General features: G+C 69.3%; 20 protein-coding genes. 6 read left to right on the top strand and 14 right to left on the bottom strand.

Translation table 11 applies throughout. The annotated features are described in order from the left end of the window. Positions 1-18 precede the first annotated feature (18 nt). Positions 19-1929, top strand: a complete 1911-nt coding sequence (locus tag JRI60_RS47460) for a S8 family serine peptidase (protein WP_204222693.1) — start codon at positions 19-21, stop codon at positions 1927-1929. Between the two features lie 72 nt (positions 1930-2001). Here JRI60_RS47460 and JRI60_RS47465 read toward each other — a convergent pair whose 3' ends face one another. Both JRI60_RS47465 and JRI60_RS47470 read right to left on the bottom strand, forming a co-directional pair. Next, positions 2002-2280: a hypothetical protein gene (locus JRI60_RS47465; protein ID WP_204222694.1), complete on the bottom strand. Its 279-nt coding sequence runs from the start codon at positions 2278-2280 to the stop codon at positions 2002-2004. A gap of 86 nt (positions 2281-2366) precedes the next feature. Then, entirely contained in the window at positions 2367-2915 is a 549-nt protein-coding gene (locus JRI60_RS47470; protein WP_204222695.1) for an LOG family protein, read from the bottom strand. Between the two features lie 108 nt (positions 2916-3023). Here JRI60_RS47470 and JRI60_RS47475 point away from each other — a divergent pair, with 108 nt between their 5' ends. Continuing rightward, positions 3024-4397 carry a cytochrome P450 gene (locus tag JRI60_RS47475; RefSeq protein WP_204222696.1) on the top strand — a complete coding sequence of 458 codons (1374 nt, stop codon included), beginning with the start codon at positions 3024-3026 and terminating at the stop codon, positions 4395-4397. A gap of 9 nt (positions 4398-4406) precedes the next feature. Here JRI60_RS47475 and JRI60_RS47480 read toward each other — a convergent pair whose 3' ends face one another. From JRI60_RS47480 to JRI60_RS47490, 3 genes are all read right to left on the bottom strand, one after another. Then, a complete protein-coding gene (locus tag JRI60_RS47480) occupies positions 4407-5390 on the bottom strand; it encodes a hypothetical protein (protein ID WP_239470147.1) in 984 nt (327 codons plus the stop codon). 261 nt (positions 5391-5651) lie between these two features. Next, a complete protein-coding gene (locus JRI60_RS47485) occupies positions 5652-7301 on the bottom strand; it encodes a DUF6895 family protein (protein ID WP_204222697.1) in 1650 nt (549 codons plus the stop codon). 12 nt (positions 7302-7313) lie between these two features. Continuing rightward, positions 7314-8588, bottom strand: coding sequence for a c-type cytochrome (locus tag JRI60_RS47490; RefSeq protein WP_204222698.1), 1275 nt, complete (start codon positions 8586-8588; stop codon positions 7314-7316). 283 nt (positions 8589-8871) lie between these two features. On the opposite strand from JRI60_RS47490, the gene JRI60_RS47495 reads away from it, so the two are divergent. Beyond that, positions 8872-9537: a sterol desaturase family protein gene (locus tag JRI60_RS47495; RefSeq protein ID WP_204222699.1), complete on the top strand. Its 666-nt coding sequence runs from the start codon at positions 8872-8874 to the stop codon at positions 9535-9537. A 31-nt stretch (positions 9538-9568) separates the two neighbouring features. On the opposite strand, the gene JRI60_RS47500 is transcribed toward JRI60_RS47495, so the two are convergent. The 5 genes from JRI60_RS47500 to JRI60_RS47520 form a co-directional block, all read right to left on the bottom strand. After that, positions 9569-10711: a hypothetical protein gene (locus tag JRI60_RS47500; protein WP_204222700.1), complete on the bottom strand. Its 1143-nt coding sequence runs from the start codon at positions 10709-10711 to the stop codon at positions 9569-9571. Between the two features lie 301 nt (positions 10712-11012). After that, on the bottom strand, positions 11013-11576 hold the full coding sequence (locus JRI60_RS47505) for an imm11 family protein (protein WP_239470148.1): 564 nt from the start codon (positions 11574-11576) through the stop codon (positions 11013-11015). A 16-nt stretch (positions 11577-11592) separates the two neighbouring features. Then, the gene (locus JRI60_RS47510) at positions 11593-12912 is read right to left on the bottom strand and encodes an AHH domain-containing protein (RefSeq protein ID WP_239470149.1); all 1320 of its coding nucleotides are present in this window, start codon (positions 12910-12912) and stop codon (positions 11593-11595) included. 80 nt (positions 12913-12992) lie between these two features. Further along, complete coding sequence (locus JRI60_RS47515; protein ID WP_343213376.1) at positions 12993-13565, bottom strand: imm11 family protein; 573 nt, start codon at positions 13563-13565, stop codon at positions 12993-12995. A 12-nt stretch (positions 13566-13577) separates the two neighbouring features. After that, on the bottom strand, positions 13578-14888 hold the full coding sequence (locus tag JRI60_RS47520) for an AHH domain-containing protein (protein WP_204222702.1): 1311 nt from the start codon (positions 14886-14888) through the stop codon (positions 13578-13580). A gap of 358 nt (positions 14889-15246) precedes the next feature. Between JRI60_RS47520 and JRI60_RS47525 the strand changes: the two genes are divergently transcribed. Next, entirely contained in the window at positions 15247-15957 is a 711-nt protein-coding gene (locus tag JRI60_RS47525) for a hypothetical protein (protein WP_204222703.1), read from the top strand. A gap of 78 nt (positions 15958-16035) precedes the next feature. On the opposite strand, the gene upp is transcribed toward JRI60_RS47525, so the two are convergent. The 4 genes from upp to mmsA form a co-directional block, all read right to left on the bottom strand. Next, positions 16036-16611, bottom strand: coding sequence for a uracil phosphoribosyltransferase (gene upp, locus JRI60_RS47530; RefSeq protein WP_239470917.1), 576 nt, complete (start codon positions 16609-16611; stop codon positions 16036-16038). A 136-nt stretch (positions 16612-16747) separates the two neighbouring features. Then, entirely contained in the window at positions 16748-17938 is a 1191-nt protein-coding gene (locus JRI60_RS47535) for a URC4/urg3 family protein (protein WP_204222705.1), read from the bottom strand. Beyond that, a complete protein-coding gene (locus tag JRI60_RS47540) occupies positions 17931-19184 on the bottom strand; it encodes a GTP cyclohydrolase II (protein ID WP_204222706.1) in 1254 nt (417 codons plus the stop codon). Before JRI60_RS47540 ends, JRI60_RS47535 begins: the two co-directional genes overlap by 8 nt. A 57-nt stretch (positions 19185-19241) precedes the next feature. Continuing rightward, positions 19242-20726: a CoA-acylating methylmalonate-semialdehyde dehydrogenase gene (gene mmsA, locus JRI60_RS47545; RefSeq protein WP_204222707.1), complete on the bottom strand. Its 1485-nt coding sequence runs from the start codon at positions 20724-20726 to the stop codon at positions 19242-19244. A 354-nt stretch (positions 20727-21080) separates the two neighbouring features. Here mmsA and JRI60_RS47550 point away from each other — a divergent pair, with 354 nt between their 5' ends. Both JRI60_RS47550 and JRI60_RS47555 read left to right on the top strand, forming a co-directional pair. After that, the gene (locus JRI60_RS47550; protein ID WP_239470150.1) at positions 21081-21782 is read left to right on the top strand and encodes an endonuclease/exonuclease/phosphatase family protein; all 702 of its coding nucleotides are present in this window, start codon (positions 21081-21083) and stop codon (positions 21780-21782) included. A gap of 167 nt (positions 21783-21949) precedes the next feature. Further along, a complete protein-coding gene (locus tag JRI60_RS47555) occupies positions 21950-24184 on the top strand; it encodes a hypothetical protein (protein ID WP_204222709.1) in 2235 nt (744 codons plus the stop codon). The last annotated feature ends 1 nt before the right edge of the window (position 24185 follow it).

The raw sequence follows: 24185 nt of genomic DNA on the forward strand, positions 1-24185 counted from the left end.
TTTCTCGGGGAACACATCATGAAAGCCATCAAGACATTGGGCCTCACCCTCACCACCACCGCCCTCCTCTCTGGCTGCGGCGCCTCTCCGGAAGCCGAGACGACCCGGATCCGCTCCGCCAGCGCCGCGCTCCAGGGGAAGAAGCCCGTCGTGGAGCCGCAGCAGCCCTCCGCCACGTCCCCGAGCGCCTGCACCGCCCTCTACTCCAACCCCCAGGCGCAGGCGGCCCTCACCCAGGCCGTGGTGGATCCGGGACTCGCCGCCGATGGACTGGTGAAGACGCTCATCCTCTCCTTCAACACGCAGGAGGCGGTGGCGCCCGCGGTGGACCTGCTCAGGAGCACGCTCGGCCTGTCGCTGGGAGACAACCTCGGTGCCTTCAAGGCGCTGCCCATGGTGGCGCTCAAGGTGCCCGTCACCCCGGTGCTCCTGGGCACGCTGCGCACCGTGCTGCAGCCGCTCGGCCTGCTGTCCATCTACCAGGACCGGCCGCTGCACTACTTCCTGGACGAGAGCGTCCACTACATCGGAGCGGACACGGCGCGCACGGCCTTCAACGCCACCGGCGCGGGCGTGGGCGTGGGCATCATCGACTCGGGCGTGGACGGCACGCACGGGGACTTCCCCAACCTGGTGAAGAACGTGAAGGTGGTGGCCCCCATCGTGGAGGTGGGCGTGGGCGGCGCGCTCTACGTGGACGTGCCCAACAGCGACCTCACCAGCGGCCACGGCACGCACGTGGCGAGCACCATCGGCGGCTCGGGCGCGCGCTCCGGTGGCAAGTACAAGGGCGTGGCCCCGGGCGCGAAGCTGCTCGCGGTGGGCGCGGGCGAGGCCATCAGCATCCTCTACTCGCTGCAGGGCTTCGACTACCTGATGAACCCGGACATCCGCGAGACGCACAACGTCCGCGTCATCTCCAACTCGTGGGGCTCCAGCGGCAGCCACTTCGCGCCGTTCGATCCCATCAGCATCGCCTCCAAGCGCGCCTACGACGAGGGCGTGGTGGTGGCCTTCGCGGCGGGCAACGACGGTCCGGACGCGGACACGCTCAACCCGTACAGCGCCTCGCCGTGCGTCATCTCGGTGGCGGCGGGCGCGGCCAAGGACACCAGCGCGGCCACCAACCCGCTCGTGAGCAAGGGCGTGCCGGGCCAGCTCGCCAGCTTCTCCAGCCGCGGCATCCCGGGTGACGCCAACCACCACCCGGACATCACCCTGCCCGGCGTGGCCATCGTCGCGGCGCGCGCCACCACGGCCACCGTGGCGCAGCCGTATCTGGGCCTGGACGGCCTGCACCCTGAGCCCTTCTACGCGGCCCTGGATGGCACCTCCATGGCCACCCCGCACCTGAGCGGCGTCGTCGCGCTGATGCTGGAGGTCAACCCGGAGCTCGACATGGATGGCGTGCTGGCGGCGCTGACGTCCACCGCGAAGCCCATCTACGAGCAGAACGCCACCACGGGCGCCACGCGCAAGCTCGAGGAGTGGGAGGCCGGCGCGGGCTACGCGGACGCCTACGCCGCGGTGCGCGCGGCCTCCGAGTCCGCTGGCACCCGCACCACCACCGTCACCTCGGCCCTGCCCGGCTGGAGCGGCAACGTGGGCCTGACGGTGAAGCTGCCGGTGGTGGATGTCAGCCTCGTCGAGGCGAAGCACGAGCACACGCTCACGGTGCCCGCGGGCGCGAGCGCCCTGCGCGTCACCACCAGCTGGGGCAACCCGGCGCTCGACCTGGATCTCTACGTGTATGACCCGAGCGGCAACCTGGTGGGCAGCGGCGCCACCGGCACGTCCGCCGCGGAGTCGGTGTCCATCCCCCGCCCCGTGGCGGGCACCTGGCGCGTGGTGCTGAAGGGCTACCTCAACACGCCCACCAGCTACACGGGCACCGCCGCAGTGGACACGCTCGTTCCCGTCACGCAGTAGCGCGAACCCCCACTCGCGCTACACCCACGGCACCGGTTCACTCCACTGTCCGGTGCCGTGGGCATTTTTGTCTCAGTCGTCGATGACAGGGAGGCACTCGTCCCAGCAACGGCTGTTGGCCTGCGAGCAGGTCTTGTCCTCGACGCACTTCGCGCAGTCCTCCGCGCGGGTCGCGAAGCTCTGGTCGTCCTCCGACTTCGTGCTGCACTGGTCCGTACACCTGTCCACGTTGAGGCCGTCCGAAACACATTCCTGGTACCGCTCGCAGGAGACACGGCAGTCGCTCTTGCAGCCGCTCAGCGTCATCACGAGGCCCAGGGCCGCCACCAACGTCACGATACGGTTCTTCATCAGCGCCTCCTTCTTGGCGCGGCGCATCATGCATGCGGGCAGGCGCCCCGCAACCGCGGAACGAGCGCATCGGCTCTCCGTTGACCTCAAACCGATGACGGAGGGCTCTCACCCCGTGCGGAAGTGAGAAAATCCAACACCCGCTCCAGGGACTCCGTGCGCTCCACCTCCGGGGGAAAGTCGCGGAAGGCCTCGCGCGGGCCGAAGAGGATGAGCGGCTTGCCGTAGCGCAGCGCGAGCACCACCTCGGACACCGTGCCCGAGCCCCCCGGCAGCGCCACCAGCGCGTGCGCGGTGAGCACGTTGAGGTGGTTGCGGCTCATCGGCTCCGTTCCCCGCTCGCCGCTCAGCGGCAGGTGCGTGAGGATGGGCAGCTCCACCGCCGGGTTGGGGTAGCCCGGCTTCGGCCTCCACGTGCCGTCCTCCACCGAGCCCGGGACGATGCCGAGGGACAGTCCCTCGCGCCCCTCCACCGCCACGAAGGCCTCCGCCGCCGCGCGCATCACCCCTCCCCCCGCTCCCGTCAGCAGGTGGAAGCCCCGCTCGGCGATCCACCGGGCCAGCGGCTCCACCCAGGCCCGGTGCTCCTCCGTCCCCGAGCCCAGGACTCCGATGATTTCACGTCGGCCAGGCATGGCTTCGCTCCGGGCTTGAACGTATGGCGTCAGTGGAATTCTGTAATCTGGCCCCGCGACGCGACGCGGCGTACACACTGCTCGCCTCTTTCGACCCGACCGAAGACCATGACGACCTCCGCACCGCTGCCTCCCATGCCCCCGGGCCATTGGCTCTGGGGCCACCTGCTCGAGCGCGTGAACAACCCCCTCGGCCTGTTCCTGAACACCCGCAACCGCCTCGGGGACGTGGTGCGCTACCGCATGGGCCCCATCTTCGTGGAGCAGCTCACCCACCCGGACCACGTCAAGCACGTGCTCGCCGACGCGAGCGCCCGCTACACGAAGGGCACCGTCTTCGACAAGACGCGCCCCCTGGTGGGCAACGGCCTGCTCACCGCCGAGGGCGACTTCTGGAAGCGCCAGCGCCGGCTCTCCCAGCCCGCCTTCCACAAGGAGCGCCTGGCCGCGCTCGCGGAGATGATGACGCGCACCGCCGCCGAGACGCTCCAGGCCTGGGAGCCCACGGTCGACGCGGGCCAGCCGCTGCCCGTCTTCCAGGAGATGATGCGGCTCACCCTCACCGTGGTGGTGCGCGCCCTCTTCAGCACGGACGTGAGCGAGCAGACGCGCGAGGTGGGCGAGGCCTTCACCACCGCGCTCTCCGTCACCAACGAGCGCATCATCTCCCCCCTGCCCTACCTGCCCTGGCTCTACCGGCTGCCCACGCGCAACAACCGCGCCTTCCGCCAGGCCGCGGACACGCTGGACCGCATCGTCAACGGCATCATCTCCCAGCGCCGCGCCGCGGGAGCCGCCGCGAACACGGAGGACCTGCTCGGCATGCTGATGGTGGCGTGCGACGCGGACACCGGCGACGCCTTCGACGACCTGCAACTGCGCGACGAGGTGATGACGCTGCTGCTGGCCGGGCACGAGACGACGGCCACCGCGCTCGCGTGGACCTTCCACCTGCTGGAGCAGAACCCCGACGTGGAGGCCACCCTGCACGCGGAGGTGGACGCGGCGCTCGGCGGGCGGGTGCCCACGATGGAGGACCTGCCGAAGCTGCGCTACGTGTGCTGCGTCTTCGAGGAGGCCATGCGCCTCTACCCGCCCATCTGGGCCATTCCCCGCGTGGCCCAGGAGGACGACGTGGTGGACGGCTACCGGATTCCCAAGGGGGACATGGTCATCCTCGTCCCCTACGTCACCCACCGTCACCCGGACTTCTGGCCCGAGCCGGAGCGTTTCGATCCCACGCGCTTCCTCCCGGAGAATGGCAAGGACCGGCCCCGCTGGGCCTACCTGCCCTTCGGCGGCGGGCAGCGCCAGTGCATCGGCAGCAACTTCGCGATGATGGAGGCGCAGCTCATCCTCGCCATGGTGGTGCAGCGCTTCCGCCTGCGCGGGGTGCCCGGGGTGTCCGTGGAGCCCGAGCCCCATGTCTCGCTGCGCCCCCGCGGCCCCATGCCCATGCGAGTGGAGCGCCGCCAGCGGTGAGGCCCGCCCTCACAGGGCGCAGGTGCCGCAGTCGAGCAGGCAGCTGTCGGCGGTGATGCCCCAGCCACAGCTCTCGCCCTGCTGGCAGACGCCATCGCCGCAGCGGTGCACGTCCTGCGAGCGGATGCGGGTGGTGAGCGGCTTGTACTGCACGCCGTTGACGGAGCAGTTCATGTAGAAGGTGCCGCTCGGGTCCAGCGTGCAGTACTGCTCGCACTGGCCGATGCGCTTCACCTGCGCGCAGGCCGCGTTGGACAGCGCCCCGTAGCCCTTCAGTCCGCACGGGCGCGGGGTGCTCTCGTCCTCGGCCAGGGAGCTGCGGTCGTTGCCGGCGAAGAGCCCCTCGCTGGTGAAGACGTTGCCGAAGAAGCACGACTCGCGCCGGGCGAAGAGCGACAGCTCGTCGGAGGTGTAGGGGATGTTCGCCCCGGTCGAGTCGCGCCCCAGCACGGAGATGGAGACGTGCAGCCCGTAGTTGTTGGCGTGGGCCCCCAGGCACGCGGAGATGGTCTGCTGCTCCGCCACGGTGGCCGGAGCCCCACCCGACCAGGCCGGCGCCAGCCCCAGCCCGCCCGACCAGGTGTAGACGACGCCCGTGGAGGGATTGGTGAAGCTGCGGGTCTCGTTCGCGGACACCGCGCAACGGACGATGTAGCGCATCAGCAGCTCATTGCCGGCCGGGTTGTCATTGAACCACCTGGAGAAGTCCGTGGTGGACAGGCCGTTGAGCGACAGGCCGTTGAGCGACAGGCCATTGAGCGACAGGCCATTGAGCGACAGGCCATTGAGCGACAGGCCGTTGTCCTCCTGGAGGGACCGCTCCTGCGTGTGCAACGCCAGACCCTGCTCCTCCTCGTAGGTCGACTCCTGCACCCCACAACCCGCCGCTCCCACCAGCAAGAGCGCCGACGTGAGGACCCACGCCGCCACACTCCGACCCGCCCCACGCCCGGCCATCCCGCTCCGCAGACCCTTGATAGACGTGAAACCCATGGCGCACCTCCGGCTCTCGGCCGCCTGGGATCACCAGGGGCCGAAAATCAGGGTGGGGATGCACCGCCTTCCCAGCATGGGCCGGAAGTCGCGAAAAGCCCTGGAGGTCTGACTCTCGACAACTGAGAAGTCTGGCCCTCGACGCTGTGCGCAACCGAGCGTGGAGCGCTCAACGCTCCGCGGGCCACGCGCACATGGGCCTACAGCCTCATTCTGGAAAGTCTTTTCCCTGTCTTGGAAAGATGGTCGCCACCTGGGGCATCACCGTGCGAACCGGTGGCGTTCCTCGGCTCCAGCGAAAGCAAGGAGCGCGCCCGCGGTGGCATGCGCATCCTCCATCGCGCCGTCGGGCCCCTGGTGCGCGAGGAGCAGCGACAGGAGGAGCGCGTGGGCCCCGCCTCCGGCCTCGCCCGCGCATTGCAGGCAGAAGGCCACCTCCGCCGCCAGGTCCACGTGGCCCTGCTCCACCACCCAGGGCGTGGCCACCAGCAGCTCCTCCGTCCACGCCGCCGCGCCCGGGTCCTTCAGGGGGAAGCGCAGGTAGCGGGTGTCCAGCAGGTACAGGTGCGTGAGCCAGTAGAGGTCCGCCAGGTGCCACGTGCCGCGCAGGGCCCGTTCGGGAATCGACAGGCGCACGTCCAGGCCGCACGTCGCGGCCATCTCGCCCAGCAGCCACGCGTAGATCCCCTCGTCCTGGCCATTGAGGTACTCCAGGTAGGCGCGCAGGGCCTCCGGCTCCAGGGGGGCATGGGGCAGGCCCCGCTCGCGGAGCACGTACCAGGCGTCCACCCGGGACATGCCCACATCCGCGGGCAACCCGAAGGGGAGCGCCAGCGGCACCTGCGCCAGCGCGGCCACCGCCTCCGCCAGCGTGGCGCCCAACCCGAGCCGCGCGAAGACCCCGGGCGCATGGCCCTCCAGCATGTGGAGCGTCAACGCGCGCAGTGCCCGTGACTCGTCGTCCCCGTCCTCCGTCCGCGAGAGGAAGGCCCGCAGGGCCCGCGCCGTCGCCTCCGTCCCGGGCGGAGTCGGATGCGCGGGAGGCCCCGGCAGGCGGAAGAGGGCCGAGGCGTCACGGGTGAAGTCGGGACTGCCGGGCACGTCCGCCACCGCGTCCGCCAACACCGAGCTCGCGGCCGCCGCGGCGCGCAGGGCCCGCGTGTAGCGCTCGCGGAAGGAGGGGCCCTCCACCTCCACGCGGTAGAGGTCCAACCGCCGGGCTCCGGCCCGTGCGGCGAGCGAGGCCTGGTGCCCGCTCTTGAAGGTGAGGACGAGCGGCGCGTCCGGGAGGGGCTCCACCGGCCGGGCCGGCAGCGCGGCGGCGCGGGTCAGCTCCGCGAGCACCTCCTCGGGAGGACGCGAGGAGGCCTCGGTGACGGAGAGGGCCGCCTTGGTGCGCACGTAGCCCACGCGGCCGGCCAGCGAGGCCTGGAGCACCTCGTCGCCCGAGACGAACACCGCCGGCACATCGGCCTCCGCCGCCAGCGCCAGCACGAGGTCCGCCTCCGACAGCGCCCGGCCCGCGCACGTCCACGCGCCGAGCAGATCCACCGTGTGCGCGCCGAAGCCCGCCGAGCCCGCCGCCGCGTGCATGCCCAGGCAGGCCACCGCCTGGACGTCCTCGAAGAAGGAGGCGGCGTACGCATCCTCCTCGAGAAAGCACGGCTCGGCCGAGGGGTGCAGCGCCTCGGGCAGCAGGTTGGACTCGCCGGAGCCGCACAGGTGGCTGTCACTCACCCGCACCCGCTGGAAGCCCGCCGCGAGCAGGCCCTCGACCGCGGCGTTCACCTCCGCCGTCAGGAGGGCCCGGGAGCGCGCGTACTCGGGAGTCCCGGAGATGAGCGCGGCGGGGGCGTCCACACCGGCCACGCCCTCGAGGTCGACGACGAGCAGGGCTCGGCGCACACGCATACCGCTCCTCCTCTACTTGCCGGGGCCACCCGAGCGGATCCACCGCGCCAGCGTGAGCGCCGTGGGCTCGTCGATGAGCGAGGCGTAGGTGGGCATGGCGGTGCCGGGGACGAACTGCTCGGGATTGCGGATCCACTTCGCCAGCTCCTGCTCGGGCTTGCTGGCGGCCTTGACGATGCGGTCGTGGTAGCGCGCACCCGGGGCATGACACAGGGTGCAGCCCAGCCGCGAGAAGAGGGCGGCGGGGTCCACGTCCTTCTTGGGCTCGGCCTGCGCGAGCACGAGGTGCACGAGCGAGGCGGGCGCCGAGGTGCGCACGGGCGTGCCGGACTCCAGCGCGTCCGTGGACACGGCGGCCGACGGAGCGGCGGGAGCGGTGTGGGGTCGGGCGCCGGGCACGTCGTTGTGGCGCGGGGGCAGCGAGCGCAGGTACTCGTAGAGGGCCTTCATGTCCACGTCATCCGCGCCGCGGTAGCGCGGCATGGGGTAGCGGACGATGGCCCCGGGAGCGAGCCCGTCACGCACGGCGCGGGTGAAGTCCTCGAGGCTCCAGCCCTTCAGGCCGGTGGCGTCGAAGGTGAGGTTGGAGGAGCGGATGGGCTGGCCATCGGCGCCGAGGAACTCACGGCCACCGGAGAAGCCCTTGGCACCATCGGCGGCCTTCGGGTCGAGGCTGTCGGTGTGGCAGTTGCCGCAGTCGAGCACGCGCGCCATGTAGCGGCCGTACTCCACGGTGGGGCCCTTGGGGGGCACGGACATGCCGGAGGCGGGATGATCCGGCACGTCGGTCACCAGGCCGTAGGCGATGCCACCGAGGAAGGAGAAGCGCGTGGGGGGCGCCACGGTGGCATCGGCCTCGAAGAGGGGATTGCCCGAGCGCATGAAGCCCAGCACGGCGGCGAGATCCTGATCGCCCATGATGGAGGAGGGCATGGGGACGAGGCGCCCATCGCGGCTGACGCCGTAGCGGATGACGCGGGCGAGCTCCTCGTCCTTCGCCGAGCCGATACCGGCGGTGGGGTGCGCGGTGAGGTTGGCGGTATAGAGGGAGCCGAGCCACCCGGGCGCATCCTTCATGGGGGCGCCGGTGACGCGCTGAGCATCGGGCCCGCGGTGGCAGCCCTCGCAGGCGCCCCGGAAGATGCTCTCTCCGCGCGCGAGCGCCTCGGGGGACGTGTCCGCCCGGATGGGGGGATAGGCGGTGGTGGCGACGCTCGCGCACCCGGACAGCAGGGCGCTGCCCGCCAGCAGGGTGGCATACACGGCGCTCGGAATTCGTGGGCGCATCCGTTCAGGTCCTCCGGAGAAATCCAGGATGCCGCAACTTCCGCCCCAAGGGTAGGCGCTGCCCGGAAGCCTGGAGCCCAGGCGGGCAGGACGGTGGGGGCGGAGAAGTGGGGAGGCCTGCTTCATCCACCGGACACGCGCGGGGACGGGCCCCCTTTTTCGTGACGCGCCCGGCCGGGGCTGTGGGTATATAAGGAGGCCGGCGGTGTCCGCCAGGCAACACCCCTGTTGCCCTTCCGGGGGCCGGCTCCTACCGACACCCCGCCACGAAGCTGGTACGGCCATGAAGACCGAGTACGAGCGCCATTCCTCCGCGCGGATGTTCGAGAACAACTTCCTCGAAGCCGCCTCGAAGATCCACCCCGTCACCCCGTTCGCCTTCTACATCCCGATCATCACGGCCATGCTGGCATGGGGCCTGTGGAGCGGGACGACCCGCCCGGGGATGGTCGCGCTGTTCGCGCCCCTGGGATACCTCACATGGTGCTTCATGGAGTACACGCTGCACCGCAACCTCTTCCACTGGGAGGGGAACGGGCCGCTCACCCGGCGCTTCCACGCCATCATCCACGGCTACCACCACACGTACCCGGATGATCCGCAGCGGCTGGTGATGCCGCTGGGCGCGAGCATCCCGCTGGCCATCGTCATCGGTGGGCTGCTGTGGCTGGTGGGCCGGCCGGACGCCACGCTTCCCTACTTCTTCGGCATCGTGGTGGGCTACCTCGCCTACGACTACCTGCACTGGGCGGTGCACTACAAGAAGCCGTGGACGAACTGGGGCAAGGCGCTGCGCGCGCACCACATGGCGCACCACTTCGCCTGCCCGGACAAGAACTTCGGCATCAGCCACCGGTGGATCGACCGGCTGGTGGGCTCGATGCAGGTGCGCGGGCAGGCGGCTCGCGAGGCGGCGAAGCAGGGCGCCGACACCAGCGCGGCGGAGTAGTCACCTCCGCCGCGAGCCACCGGGGCGCCCCTCAGAGGTGTGCGGGAGCAGCCGCCGCCCACTGCCAGGCGGTGCCCCGGTGCAGAGCGGCGTAGAGGATGTCGCGCAACTCGTTGCACTCGGCGTGGGTCAGCGAGCGGTCGAGCGCGCGCAGCACCACGCGCAGCAGCACGTTCTTCTGCCCGGGTGAGATGCCGAGCCGCTGGATGGCGGCGGGCGGCAGCGCCTCGTAGGGCGTCTCCGAGAGCACCTCGACGGTCTCCACCACGTCGGCCCGGGGTCCGAGCACGGCACGCACCACGTCTCCGAGCTCCTCGGAGGTGGTGTCGCCCTCGAGCACCAGGGACAGGTCGCGGCGGACGGCGGGCATGGAGGACACCTCGCGGTAGGGCTCCAGGTCGAGCAGTTGCGAGGCGATGCGCGGGTCCTCGGAGCGCAGCAGGCGGATGTCGTCGAGGCCCTTGCGCAGCATGAGGATGCGGTCCATCCCGAGCCCCATGGCGAGCCCGGTGGTGTGCGCCGTGTCGAGACCGCTCTCGGCGAGCAGCGCCGGGTGGGCGAGGCCGCACTCGCCGATCTCCACCCACTCCGCCCCATGCCGGACGTCGATCTGCAAGCCATCCGTGGTGTACGGGTGCCGGGCCGGAGTGGTGCGCAGCTCGCGTCCGGGAAGCAGGGCGCGCACCACGGTCTCCACCATGAGAAGCAGGTCCCCGGTGCCGAGAGGTGCTCCGCGCCGGACGCGCCAGAGGTCCATCTGGTGGGGCTCGCCGGTGTGCAACCGGTCGATGCAGTCGCGCCGGTAGACGAGCCCGGGACAGGCGAGTAGCACGTCTTCGGGAGGCTGGGGTGTGGTGGCGAGCTGACGGAGCAGCGGAGGAATCATCGCCGAGGTCTGGGTGCGCAGCAGCGCGGTGTCACAGACGTAGCGGGTGTAGCGAGCGTCGCGCGCGGCGCCCTCGGGTGGGTAGCGCAGCCGATCGTAGTTGTCGGTGATGGAGACGATGGGGCTGCGCCGGTGCAGGCGGACGTCACACCGCCATGCTTCACGGAGGGCGGCGAGCGCGTCGTCGACGAGGCGCTGCATGGCATGGGAGCCGGAGGAGGGGTCGGTCAGGTCACGGATGGACAGGGCACGGCGAACGTCATCGACGCTGAGGATGCAGACGGACATGGAAGTGCTCTCTCGGTGCTGGAGTGGAAGGAAACGGCTCCAGGCGACGCCCGGTCCTCGAGGGGAGGAGTTGACGCCGCCACGCTCGGAACCCCCCGAACCCCAGGTCCGGGCGAGCGTCACGCCGAGAGGCGATCCGCCGAGAGAGAGCGCGCTAGCGACGCAGCACGGCCTCCCCGTACCCGGTGGGGCTCGGGGGGCGGCTAAATCGACGCTGGCACGTCAGGAGAATCATGGCGGCCAGAAAGGTAGACGCGGTCCGGGCCAAATGCAATCCGGGGCCCCACGAAAGGCCGCCCGCTCACACCTCGACGAACCGCGTGCCCGTGAGGCCCTCCGCCTCCATGGCCTGCTTGAGGTCCTCGGAGATGATGAGGGCCAGTGACCAACCCCAGGTGCGGAAGATACGGCTGTCTCCGACCTTCGCCGGGTCGATGCGCATGCCTTTTACGTACTTGTACTCGCCCACCTTCTCCAGCTCGCCGTCCTCGGGCTTCCAGTACTGCACCTCCTCACACCGGACGTCGTCAATGCAGCGGAAAGTGTGAAGGGTATTGAGGATGAAGTAGGGCCCAACGTGGCCCTCTACCTGGACGGGCAGGAACTGCACCTCCTGGATGCCCAGGCGCTCGAAAAGTTGGACGACACGACCGTGGACCACGGGAGTCGAGAAGGCGTCCAGGGTGAAGTCCATCGTCACCCCATCGGGCTTCACAGGAAACCGGATGACTCCCCGAGGCTCGATTCGGCGGCCTTCGGTGAATTGCCAGGGGTTGAGCTTCTGCCCATGCTCATCGAGGGGACGCCTCAGGTGCCAACGATTCGGAATGCGCATGTCATCGTCCAACTCGTAGTGCTTGGGCATGTCTTCCATTCCGGCATCAGTCCTGGGACTTCGTTACCAGCAGATGGAGGGGTGAGCCAGGGGAGCAGACCTCCTCCGCGATGTCCCTGAGCACCTTCACCAGCTTGATTCTGCATCGAGAGACAGTTGCGCAGCCTTGAAGCGCCTGGCTGAGCTTCCTGTGCACTTCGCGGTGGTACTCCTCCGGATGCGGACCTTTATGACCCTTGAGATAGACGAGGTTCTCCGCTGCGTCCAAACTCATGTCCGCCAGTTCGAAGAGTTCCTCGAACCTGGGCGTCCAGGGTCCACCAGACGCCATCGAGAGGTCGTTCTTGTTCGTGGCGAGGTGATGCCAGTGGTAGCCGTCCTTCTTCTCGGAGCCATCGGTGCAGGCACCACCTACCGCAGCAGCCGCCGTGCCCGCTGCCACACCCGTCACGATGACGGTACCGTCCGCCACCATCTGTACCGTCGTCGCTCCTCCCATCATCTCCCCTCCGGCGAAGGCGAACCGCGGAGAGCCCAGCAGACTCCACAGTCCTCCCTCGGGCACCTGGGGCAGGCCCCTGCTCACGCCCATGCTGGCCACCAGAATCAGTACTCGCAGCGCCGTGCCGCCCATCGCCTTGCCGAAGCGTTCCGCCACGGCCTCCAACTCCTCCACCGTCCTCGCCGCCTCGGCCTCCTGGTACAGCCGCACGCACGCCCGGGCCAGCTGGGTGAGTTCCAGCACGCCCACCGCCAGCGACAGCCGCAGCGTCAACGCCGCCACGAAGGCCTTGGTGAAGACGGGCTCTGGAGCCAGCCACGCCGCGAAATACACCGCCACCGACAGGGCCACGCTGGAGAGGAAGACGGGCGAAGAGAACAGTTCCTGGGCCGCCTCTCGCACGCCCGTGCCCATGTAGCGGGGGGACAGCTTCAAGGCCAGGAAGAGTCGGCTCTGCTCCAGAGACCGAGGCATGGGGAGCAGCGACGGTCCGAACCGGGACAAATACTCCTCCCGCAGCCGTGCCTCCCACTCCGCGGGCGGTTCTCCTCCCGAGCCGGCTGACACCAGGACGAGCCGGGGCCGAGGCAGAGGCCGCTTCTCCGCCACTCGGAAGGACTCATCGAAGGCCGCGAGGACCGTCCGCGCCTCCTGCACCCGCAGCCGCTCCAGGGCCGGGTCCGGCGCCACTGGCTCGAAGGAGAACCGCAGTGCACCACCGGAAAGCTCGCTCGTCCTCACCACCTTCGGCTCCGCCTGGGGCCTCCCGCCAGCGGGAACTCCCTCCGGGGACGTGGCGCAGGAGAGGAGCAGCAGGAGCAACAAGGCCACGGTCACGCGCGGCAGTACAAAGGCTCGCGTCATGACACGGCAGAATGCATCACCCCACGATTGCTGCACCATCCATCCCTCCACTACCGCGTATCAAAGAACCAATCGCCCGCTCACACCTCGACGAACCGCGTGCCCGTGAGGCCCTCGGCCTCCATGGCCTGCTTGAGGTCTTCGGAGATGATGAGGGCCACGCGCCATCCCCAAGGGCGAAAGACACGGGCATCCCCTACCTTCGCGGGATCGATGCGCAGGCGCGAAACGACCCGGTACTCCCCGAGTTTGTCAGGGCGATTGTCCTCCGGCTTCCAGTACCGCACCTCCGCGCACCGGGCGTCATCGATGCACCGGATGATTCGCAGGGCGTTGAGGATGAAATAGGGCTCCTCGTGAGCTTCCACTCGAGCGGGAATGAACTGCACCTCCCGGACTCCCAACTGTTCGAAGAGATGAACGACACGCTCATGGACAACGGGGATGGAGAAGGCAGCCCAGCAGTAGTCCAACGCACGTCCGGGAATCTGGAGCGGAAAGCACGGCACGCCTTCCAGGTCGAGCACCTGACCCTTCTTGAACTGCCAGGGATCGATTTCCTGCCCCTGCTCGTCGACGGGGCTCCCCAGATGCCAGCGCGAGTGGGATTGCCTGTCGTCCATCAATTCGAAGTACCGGGTCATGTACTGCATCCTCATCTCCGGCTAGGTCTTCGTCAGCAATCGGTGGAGCAAAGACCCGGGAGTGCATACGTCGTCCGCCAGCGTCCTGAGTTCCGCTTTCAGCGCGTCTCCGCACTGTGAAATGGTTCGGCAGTTCTCGAGTGCCTCCACGAGCCTCCGATAAATCTCTTCATGGTACTCCTCGGGGTGAGGACCTTTGTGACCCGCGAGATAGACGAGGTTCTCCGCTGCATCCAGGGACATCCCCGCCTTCGCGAAGATCTTGACGAACAGCGGCGTCCAGGGGCCTCCGTTCAGCGTCGAAGTATCACTTTTGTTCGTGGCGAGGTGATGCCACTGATGACCCTCCTTTTTGACGGAGCCATCGCTACAAGCGCTTCCCAGAGTCGCAGCCGCCGTGCCCGCCGCCACACCCGTCACGATGAGGGTACCGTCCGCCACCATCTGTACCGTCGTCGCGCCTCCCATCATCCCCCCTCCGGCGAAGGCGAACCGGGGAGAGCCCAGCAGACTCCACAATCCCCCCTTGGGCACCTGCGGCAACCCCTTGGCCACGCCCATGCTGGCCACCAGAATCAATACTCGCAGCGCCGTGCCTCCCATCGCCTTGCCGAAGCGTTCCGCCACGGCCTCCAACTCCTCCACCGTCCTCGCCGCCTCGGCCTCCTGGTACAGCCTCACGCACGCCCGGGCCAGCTGGGTGAGCTCAAGCACGCCCACCGCCAGCGACAGCCTCAGCGTCAACGCCGCCACGAACGCCTTGGTGAAGACGGGCTCGGGCGCCAGCCACGCCGCGAAGTACACCGCCACCGACAGGGCCACGCTGGAGAGGAAGACGGGCGAAGAGAACAGTTCCTGGGCCGCCTCTCGCACGCCCGCGCCCATGTAGCGGGGGGACAGCTTCAAGGCCAGGAACAGCCGGCTCTGCTCCAGAGACCGGGGCATGGGCAGCAGCGACGGTCCGAACCGGGACAAGTACTCCTCCCTCAGCCGTGCCTCCCACTCCCCGGCCGGTTCTCCTCCCGAGCCGGCTGACACCAGGAGCAGCCGGGGCCCAGACCGAGGCCGCTTCTCCGCCACTCGGAAGGACTCATCGAAGGCCGCGAGGACCGTCCGCGCCTCCTGCACCCGCAGCCGCTCCAGGGCCGGGTCCGGCGCCACCGGCTCGAAGGAGAGCCGCAGTGCACCACCGGGAAGCTCCCTCGTCCTCACCACCTTCGGCTCCGCCAGAGGCCGCCCGCCCGAAGGAGCCTGCTCCGGAGACGTGGCGCAGGAGATGGGCAGGACGAGCCACAGAGCCACGACCACGTGCCGCCAGGACTGGGTGCTCATGTTCCGGCAGCATGCCGCGCCACCAGGAACCACGCCACCGGAGGCCACGTCCCGGATTGCCCCTTCATCGCGCGGACATCAATGCCATACCATGTCCCGAGCCCCGGACTCACGGATGGAAACATGACGTAAGACATAGAAACATCACGTAATGAAGCCGGGTAATATTTGATAACACAAAGAAACATTCCGTATCAGGGAGACATCCAGTCCGCCCGGAGCACCCACAACCCCCTGAAACAACGGCGAAATATCTCTTCACACATGAAAAGAGAAACATCCGCCGCCTGCATCCGATTAATCAATTGAACGCTTCGCCGCGCTCATCCCCCGCAGCCATAAGAACAGGGTGTCTCCCATGGTCTCCAGCATCTCCTCGAAGCCCGCCTCCCTTCCGCAGGTCTCCCAGCAGTCGACGGTCGCCAGGCCCACGGAAGTCCGCTCCCCCTCGGCGGCGCCCGTCGATGCCAACAAGGCGGCCCATCAGCTGCGCAACAGCCTCATCGGGCAGGACTCCTTCCAGGCCACTGGCGGCGGCAGGCGCCCGGTCGATCTCGGTCAGACCTCCGCGACCGACAGCTCCGGCCTCGGTGGACTCGGAGAGCTGGAGCAGTTGCTCGGCTCGCTCCTCGAGCAGCTCTCCTCCGGTGACACCGAGGGGGCCCAGGAGTCCCTGGCCACGCTGCTGAAGGCGCTCGGCATCGAGGACACCGACTCGGCCGAGGAGGCCAGTGGCACAGAGTCCCTGGATGACAGCGGCACGCTCGAGAGCGCGAGCGGCGTCGACGCCTCCGCGGAGGCCAGCGAAGAGGGCGGTCTCGAATCGCTCCTGCAGACCCTCTCTGAGCTGGCCACGAAGAGCCCGGAGCTGTTGAAGCAGCTCGTACAGAACCCGGAGTTGCTGAAGGCCGTGATGCAGAACCCCCAGGTGCTCCAGCAGCTCGCGACGAACCCGGAGCAGCTCACGTCCCTCACTGGTGGCGCCAGCCAGGGCTCGAGCCCCCTGGGCGAGCTGTCGGGCCTCAGCCGATTCCTCGGCTCGGGCAGCTTCTCTCCGCAAGGGATTTGAAGAGCCCCTTCCGCCTCACCGTGGATACTGGTCCGAGAGCGGAAGAGCGCTCTCGGGCCAGGCTCGGCCAACCCGCGACTACCGCGTCCCGAAGAGCCGGTCGCCCGCGTCGCCCAGACCCGGGAGGATGTAGCCGTGCTCGTCGAGCTTCTCGTCCACCGCGGCGGTGAAGACGTGCACGTCCGGGTGGTGCTCGCGCAGGTTCGCCAAGCCCTCGGGGCACGCCAGCAGGCAGACGAAACGCAGGCTCCCCGGCTTGCTCCGCTTGATGCGGTTGAGCGCCGCCACCGCCGAGTTCCCCGTCGCCAGCATCGGATCGCACACGATGACGTCTCGGTCCGCCAGCTGGTTCGGTACCTTGTAGTAGTACTCCACCGCCGCCAGCGTCTTCGGGTCCCGGTACAGGCCGATGTGTCCCACCCGGGCGCTCGGCACCAGCTGCAGCATCCCGTCCAGGATGCCCTGCCCCGCGCGGAGGATGGCGATCAGCACCAGCTTCTTGCCCTCCAGCACCGGCGCCACCGTCTCCATCATCGGCGTCTCGATGGTCTCATCGCGCAGCTTCAGGTCCCTCATCGCCTCGTAGGCGAGCAGCAGGGAGATCTCCTGCAACAGTGCACGGAACGAGGCCGTGCTCGTGTCCTTGCGCCGCATCAGCGTCAGCTTGTGCTTCACCAACGGGTGGTCCACCACGGTGCAATTGTCCGAGTACGTCACGGCTCCCTCCTCGTTGCTCGAGTAAAAAGAAGACCCTCACCCCAGCCCTCTCCCAGAGGGAGAGGGGGCACTCTCAGAACACCGTCCCGTCACTCTCGATACGGATGGGCGGCGTGCCCCCAGGACGCTTCTCCGCGGCGATGCGTCTCCCCGCGCTCCACGTCCCCCCCTGCAGCACCTTCGCCAGCGGCAGCTGCTCCGCCGTCATCCCCAGCCGCTCTCGCACCCGCTTCGCCACCTCGTCCAGCAGCGCCACCGTCAGTGCTCGCCACTCCACGATGGGCTCCGACCCCGGCGCGTACGCGTCCGTGAGCAGCCGCGCGTCCCTCGGCACCAGCGCGCCCAGGTCCACCAGCAACCCTCCGTTGCGGTACTCCGGCAGCCCCGTCAGTGCGTCCAGGTCCGTCACCTGGATGCCGCCTTCCTCCAGCGGCTCCAGCAGAGAGTACGTCAGCCACTGCGACAGCTTGTGGAAGGGCACCAGCGACTCCGGACTGCCCTCGGCTCCCAGCGCCGAGTGCGGCCACACGTCCCCCAGGTTCACGCCCTCCAGCGTGATGCGCCCCGGCCAGATGGGCCCCAGCGACTCCAACACCCGCCCCAGCACCTCCGCCGCGGGCACCTTCGCGCCCTTCGCCGCGAGCAGGTCATAGAGCGCTCCGGGTCTCGACAGCACCCGTCCCAGCCCCCGCAGCAGCGCGAGCCGTCCCTCCAGGCCCGCCAGCGGATTGGCCTCCGTCACCTGGAAGCCTTTCGCCAGCGACTCCAGGCTCAACCGCTGCAAGCCCTCCGCGTCCGCGCGCAGCGGCTGGCGCGCATCCGAGGAGAACGCCCCCGCCAGGAACATGCGGAAGCTGGCCACGGCCAGGCCCTCGGAGCGCGCGTAGGTGCCACCGCCGGGCTCCACGTACTTCCACGTGGGACCGCTGCCCGCGTCCAGCAGCACGCTGGTGATGACCAGGTCCAGCTTCGCCCGGGCCCGCTCGGCGGGCGGCAGCGAGGCCAGACGCGCATCCAGCTCCGCGTTGCGCCGCACGCCGCCCACGTCGAAGTGTCCCCAGCGGCTGTGCACGGGAATCTCCAGCGTGGGGTACGCCGCGCGCGTCACCTCCAGCACGTAGTCCGCCACGGCGGGCACGCGCTCCATGTCCACGCGGAAGTGCTTCAGCTTCCCGGCGAGCCCCAACTCCAGCAGGGCCCGGCAGCGCTCACGGATGGCGCGAGGGCTGAGCAGGTACGTGACGGTGGAAGAGGCCTCAGGCATCGAGCGCCCTGCCCTTCACCTCCACGAGCTCCTCCTTCGAGGCCACCTTGCCCGTGGTGAAGTAGCCGGCGGCCTTCTTCGCCTCCATCTCCACCTTGGCGTCGGCGGGAACCAGCTCCTCCGGAATCGGCACGCGCTCGAGAATCTCGATTCCCGACCGGACGATGGCGTCGTGCTTCATGTCGCTCATGGACACGAAGCGGTGGATGCGGGTGATGCCCAGCCAGTGCAGCGCGTCCGGCATCAACTCCTGGAAGCGCATGTCCTGCACGCCGGCCACGCACTCGGTGCGGTGGAAGTACGTCGCCGCCGAGTCCCCGCCCTCCTGGCGCTTGCGCGCGTTGTAGACGAGGAACTTCGTCACCTCGCCCAGCGCGCGGCCCTCCTTGCGCGAGTAGACGATGACGCCCGCTCCGCCCTCCTGCGCCGTCTGGATGCACACCTCGATGCCGTGCGTGAGGTACGGTCGGCACGTGCAGATGTCGCTGCCGAACACGTCCGAGCCGTTGCACTCGTCGTGCACGCGCACCGCCAGGGGCACGTCGGGGTTGGAGATGGTGTCCATGTCCCCGAAGAAGTAGAGCGTCAGCCCTCCGATCGGCGGCAGGAACACCTCCAGGTCCGAGCGGGTGATGAGCTCGGGGAACATGCCGCCCGTCTGCTCGAAGAGGCCGCGGCGCAGCGCCGCCTCGCTGAGGCCGAAGCGCTTGGCGATGCCCGGCAGGTACCACACCGGCTCCACCGCGGCCTTCACCACGCTGACATCACCGTTCGCGCAGAGAATCCTGCCGTCCGGCTTGAGACGGCCAGCGGTGATGGCGTCGCGCAGCTCGGGCATGTTGATGTGCGCGCGAGTGATGGCGATGGTGGGCCGGATGTCCATGCCCTGATCCAGGTAGGCCCGGAAGGCCTGCGGAGCCACCGCGCCCCACGGATCCATCGAGACGATGCGCTCGGGGTTCGCCCAGGCCTTGTGGGGGCCGATCTGCACGGCGGGCGCGGTGTTGGTGAGGTCCGCCCGGTGGTCCGCCGTCAGCTGCCCGGCCGCCACGGCGACGGCCCGGTAGATGGCATACGAGCCCGAGTGGGTCCCAATGACGTTGCGGTGCGCGGGCTCCGTCAGCGTGGCGATGACGGGCCCCCGGCGCAGGGGCTCGGATTCACCCCAGCGGATGGGAGTGACCTGGCCATCGCTGTCCGGGTGAGAGGTGAGACGGATGTGATTGACGGGCTTCTTGTCGGCCATGAGGCGCCCTCCTCGGAGTGCGCGCAGCGGTGAAGGGAAACAGCGGGGGAAGACGCGTCAGCTCATCCAGCTGCCGTCGGTACGAGAGGTCCACTTGCGGGTGACCTTCTTCAGGTCCGTCCAGAAACCCAGGCTGGACGTGCCGGTGATGTCACCGTGGCCGAACTTCGACTCGCCGGTGCCACCAAAGGAGAAGGGCTCGCGAGGCACGGGCACGCCCACGTTGACGCCCACCATGCCCACGCGCGCCCCCTCCACCACGGCCTGCGCCACCGCGCCATTGGTGGTGAAGATGGACGCCGCGTTGCCGTACGGCGAGGCGTTCTCCACCTCCAGCGCCGCCGACAGCGTGGGCACGCGGATGATGGACAGCACCGGGCCGAACAGCTCCCGCTGCGCCGCTTCCATGTCCGGGCGCACGCCATCGAGAATCGTCGGCCCCAGCCAGTGGCCACCCGACCACGGCTCGCCCGCGGGCTTCTTCCCGCGCCCGTCCAGCAGCACGCGCGCTCCCGCACGCTCCGCCGTGGCGATGGCCGCCTCCAGACGCGACAGGCTGGCCCGGTCGATGATGGCGCCCATGCCGCCACCCACCTCCAGCCGGGAGGCGCGCTCCACCACCTGCCCGATGATGCGATCCACGTCTCCCACCGCGAGCAGCACGCTGGCCGCCATGCAGCGCTGGCCGGCGCACCCGGTGAAGGAGTCCAGCACGGACTGCGCGGTGAGGGCCTCGTCCGCGTCGGGCACGACGATGAGGTGGTTCTTCGCCCCGCCGAGCGCCAGCACGCGCTTGCCCTGCGCACTGCCCTCCGCGTACACGCGCCGCGCCACGGGCGAGGAGCCCACGAAGGCCAGGGCGCGCACGTCCGGGTGCGCCACCAGCGCCTCCACCGTCTCGCGCCCGCCGTGCACCACGGAGAAGACACCGCGGGGAATGCCCGCCTCCACCATGAGCTCGCCCAGCGCGCACGCCGTCAGCGGCACCTTCTCCGAGGGCTTGAGGATGAACGCGTTGCCCACCGTCACCGCGATGGGGAACATCCACAGCGGCACCATCGCCGGGAAGTTGAAGGGAGTGATTCCCGCCACCACGCCGAGCGGCTCGCGCCGGAACTCGCACGTGACGCCGCGGCTCACCTCCAGCGCGCCGCCGGTGTCGAGGTTCTGCAGAGACAGCGCGAAGTCACACACCTCCAGGCCCTTGAGGATTCCGGCACGGGCCTCGGCCACCGTCTTGCCGGCCTCGCTGGCGGCGAGGTGCGCCAGGCGCTCCAGGTTGCTCTCGAGCAGCGTGCGGAAGCGGCCCATGAGCGTGGTGCGCTCGCGCAGGGGCGTGGCGCGCCAGCCGGGAGCCGCGGACCGCGCGGCATCCACCGCCTGCGCCACGCCATCAGCGGGCGTCAGCGGCACCCGGCCGATGACGCCTCCCGTGTACGGGCTGCGCACGTCGAGCAGCGAGGCATCTCGCGGGACGAGCCACTCTCCTCCCACGAGGTTGCGGCAGGTGGTAACGCTCTCGGGCAACTGGACGAAGGACACTCGCGCTCCCCCACTTCGGCAATCGCGTCACGCGAACCGTGACGACCCCGCCACGCCCGAGCATAACAAGAGACTCCGGGAATCCGGCAATCCGGGGGGGAGACGAAGGAAGGGAAATACCGTTTGTCATCCGACATCCGCGCCGGACGACGCATCGCGCAGTGACAGGGATGAAACCACGCCCCGTGGCCCGTGGGCCACGGACCTGTCGCTCTCGGGCCACGTTCGCTCCACGAGTCCCCTGGCCTCGTCCCTGCAATCACCAGGCGCATGCACGCCCCCCTGCTCGTGGTGCTCCACTTCCTCCTCGGTTCTTCCGGGGACACGCCACGCCCCTCAAAGCCTTTCACGGCGATGACCTACAACGTCCTCTATGACGCACCGGCGGAGGACATCGAGAAGTCGCTCGACGTCATCGAGCGGGAAAAGCCAGACATCCTCTGCCTGCGCGAGCTGACGCCAGCCTTCGCCACCGCCTTCCGCAAGCGGCTCGGCAAGGAGCTCCCGCACACCGTCCTCATGCCGAGAAAGGGCACGTGGGGCGTGGGCATCGCGAGCCGGCATCCCCTGTCACGCGCCGAGCGCTTCCCCGAGAAGCCCCACCGGCTGCCCGGCCTGGAGGCGGACGTGAGACTCGGCGGGCGCGAGCTCGGGGTGGTGTGCGTGCACCTCATGGCCGCCGGGGCGAAGCACAAGAAGTCCGATGGTCTCCTGGAGTCCATGGAGAAGAACGCGGAGCTGCGCGAGAAACAGGGCAAGGCGCTGATGGAACGCTACGCGGACGAGAAGAAACCCCTGCTGCTGCTCGGGGACATGAACGAGGGCCGTCAGGCCGCCGCGATGAAGGCCTTCGCCGCCGCGGGCTTCATCCACTCCTGCGACGGGCCGGACTCCTCCTGTGGCCCCACGTGGCCCGGGGCGAACACCGCCCTGCCCTCGGTGGTGGAGATCGACCACATCCTCGGGCGCGGCCTCACCTTCTCCGAGGCCCGGGTGCTGCGCTCGGGTGGCTCGGACCACTACCCCGTCCGCACGTTCTTCCACTTCGAGAAGTGAAGAAGCGCGCGGCAGGAGACGGCCCGGGCCGCTCCAAAGACGAGCCCCCAGCAGCCTGGCGTACGGGCGAGTCCTCTCCATGAACGCTCGCGGGACCGCCCATGGCACGAGCACCTCGCTTGGTGCCAGGGCACCGGCTCCGCTAGCCTCGGGGCCCTCGAGCCCCTATGACCTCCGACCGACTCCTCGGCGAGCCCCGCGCCGCCCGCCTCGTGGCCCTCGTGTTGCTCAACAGCTTCCTCGCCGCGGGCTGCGGCCTGGTGGACCAGCCCGTGGGAGGCTCGGTCCAGGGACTGCGCGGCACCCTGGTCCTCCAGCTCAACGGTAGCGAGCAGCTGACCGTGAGCAGCGACGGACTCTTCCTCTTCCCCACGCTGCTCGAGCCCGGCACCCCCTACCAGGTCTCGGTCCTCACCCAGCCCCGCGGACAGACCTGCGAGGTGACGCAGGGCAGTGGAGACATCGGTGACGAGCCCGCCACCCACGTCAAGGTGGCCTGCCAGGACCTGCGCTACGGCATCGGCGTGACGGTGTCGCAGCTCACGGGGCCGCTGGTGCTGCAGAACAACGGCACCGACCTGCTCACCGTCACGGCCAACGGCACCTACACCTTCCCTGGCCGCCTGATCTCGGGCGAGGCCTACAAGGTCACCGTCCGCACCCATCCCGAGGGCAGCACCTGCGTGGTGGAGGGCGGCAAGGGCACCATGGACGCCGCGGACGTGATGAACATCCTCGTCACCTGCGGTCCGGGCATCCGGGTGGGCGGCACCTTCACCTACGACCATGTGCCCACGCGCCACGGGCCGACCGGCTCGGGGCTCGACTACGAGAACACGAAGGCGCGTCCGGTGCGCCGGGCGTTGGTGCAGGTCGTGGAGCAGCCCTCGGGCACCGTGCTCGCCAGCACGCTGACGAGCGACAACGGGACGTACTCCATGAGCCTGCCGGGCTCGCAACCCTACGTGGTCCGCGTCTACGCCGGCTCGGCCGTGACGGACTACCAGCCGGACGGCATCGGCCAGGACGACTGCAAGGGCGCCGCGTGGGAGGTGCACGTCGTGGACAACACCCGGGAGCAGGCCCGCTACGCGATGCAGTCCGACACCTTCACGGGCTCCAACCTCGATGCCGACATGCACGCCGGAGTCGCTCACGGCACGTCCGGCTATACCGACCGCACCGGCGCGCCCTTCGCCCTGCTGGACACCCTGGTGAGCGCCATGGAGCGCGTGTGCACCGCCGACCCGAAGATGGCCCTCCCCCTGCTGCGGGCCAACTGGAGCCCCAACAACACCGACGAGTCGGGGGAGACCTCGACCGGCGCCATCGGCACCTCGCACTACACGCGCAGCAAGGACGGCGTCTCCAACCTCTTCATCCTCGGCCAGGAGGGCGTGGACACCGACGAGTACGACGACCACGTCGTCGCGCACGAGTTCGGCCACTTCCTGGAGGATCGGCTCTACCGCTCGGACAGCATCGGCGGCTCGCACTCGTCGGCTCAGTCCCTGGTGCCCACGGTCGCCTTCGGCGAGGGGTATGGCAATGCCTTCTCCGGCATGACCTTCAACGATCCGGTGTACGTGGACACCTCCGGCAGGAAGCAGGGCTCGGGCTTCACCATCCCGGTGGCCGTGACGCCGAGTGGAGATGACCGGGGCGTGTACAGCGAGACGAGCGTCCAGTTCTTCCTCTGGAGCCTGTACGAAAGCCGTGACTCCGTGGCGCGCAGCGGCAGCTACGACCGCATCCACGACGTGCTGCGCAACGCGCACCGGACGCAGCCGGCCTTCACCACCGTGCACACCTTCGCGGCCGCGTACAACCAGCGCTACGGCGCCTCGGCCGAGGGCCTGCGCGACCTGTGGGAGCGTACGCTCGACACGCCCTACGACTCGCTGTGCGCCGGCCGATGCAGGGGCAGCGGGGACACGGCCGACCTCTTCGACGTCGACAATGACATCGGCGCGCACTACGCGGAGGGCGCCGCGGGAGCGCGCGGCTACCCCACGGACTCCTTCAACTATCAATCGGCGGAGTTCTGGCGCATGTACCGGGTGCTGGCCTCTGGAGCCAACACGCCCACCGCCCACGACCGGACGGACGCCGGTGGCTACAACTACGCCTACAACAAGTTCGGCTACAACCGCTGGTACCGCTTCACCGCCACGGGCACGCGCACCACGGTGAGCCTCTCCGACCTCCGCGGCGGCGCCACGTGCGAGCAGGACGTGCTCGACTTCTACATCTACGGTGGCGGCGAGTTCGTCACCTCCGCGGCGACCGAGCAGGGTTGTGAGCAGACGACGTTCGACTCAGTGCCCGGCACCGAGTACGTGCTCGACATCGAGGGCTACGAGTCCGAGGTGACCGGCTGGACCGTGACCATCACCCCGTGAG

The sequence above is a fragment of the Archangium violaceum genome (genome assembly GCF_016887565.1).
Lineage (GTDB): Bacteria > Myxococcota > Myxococcia > Myxococcales > Myxococcaceae > Archangium > Archangium violaceum_B.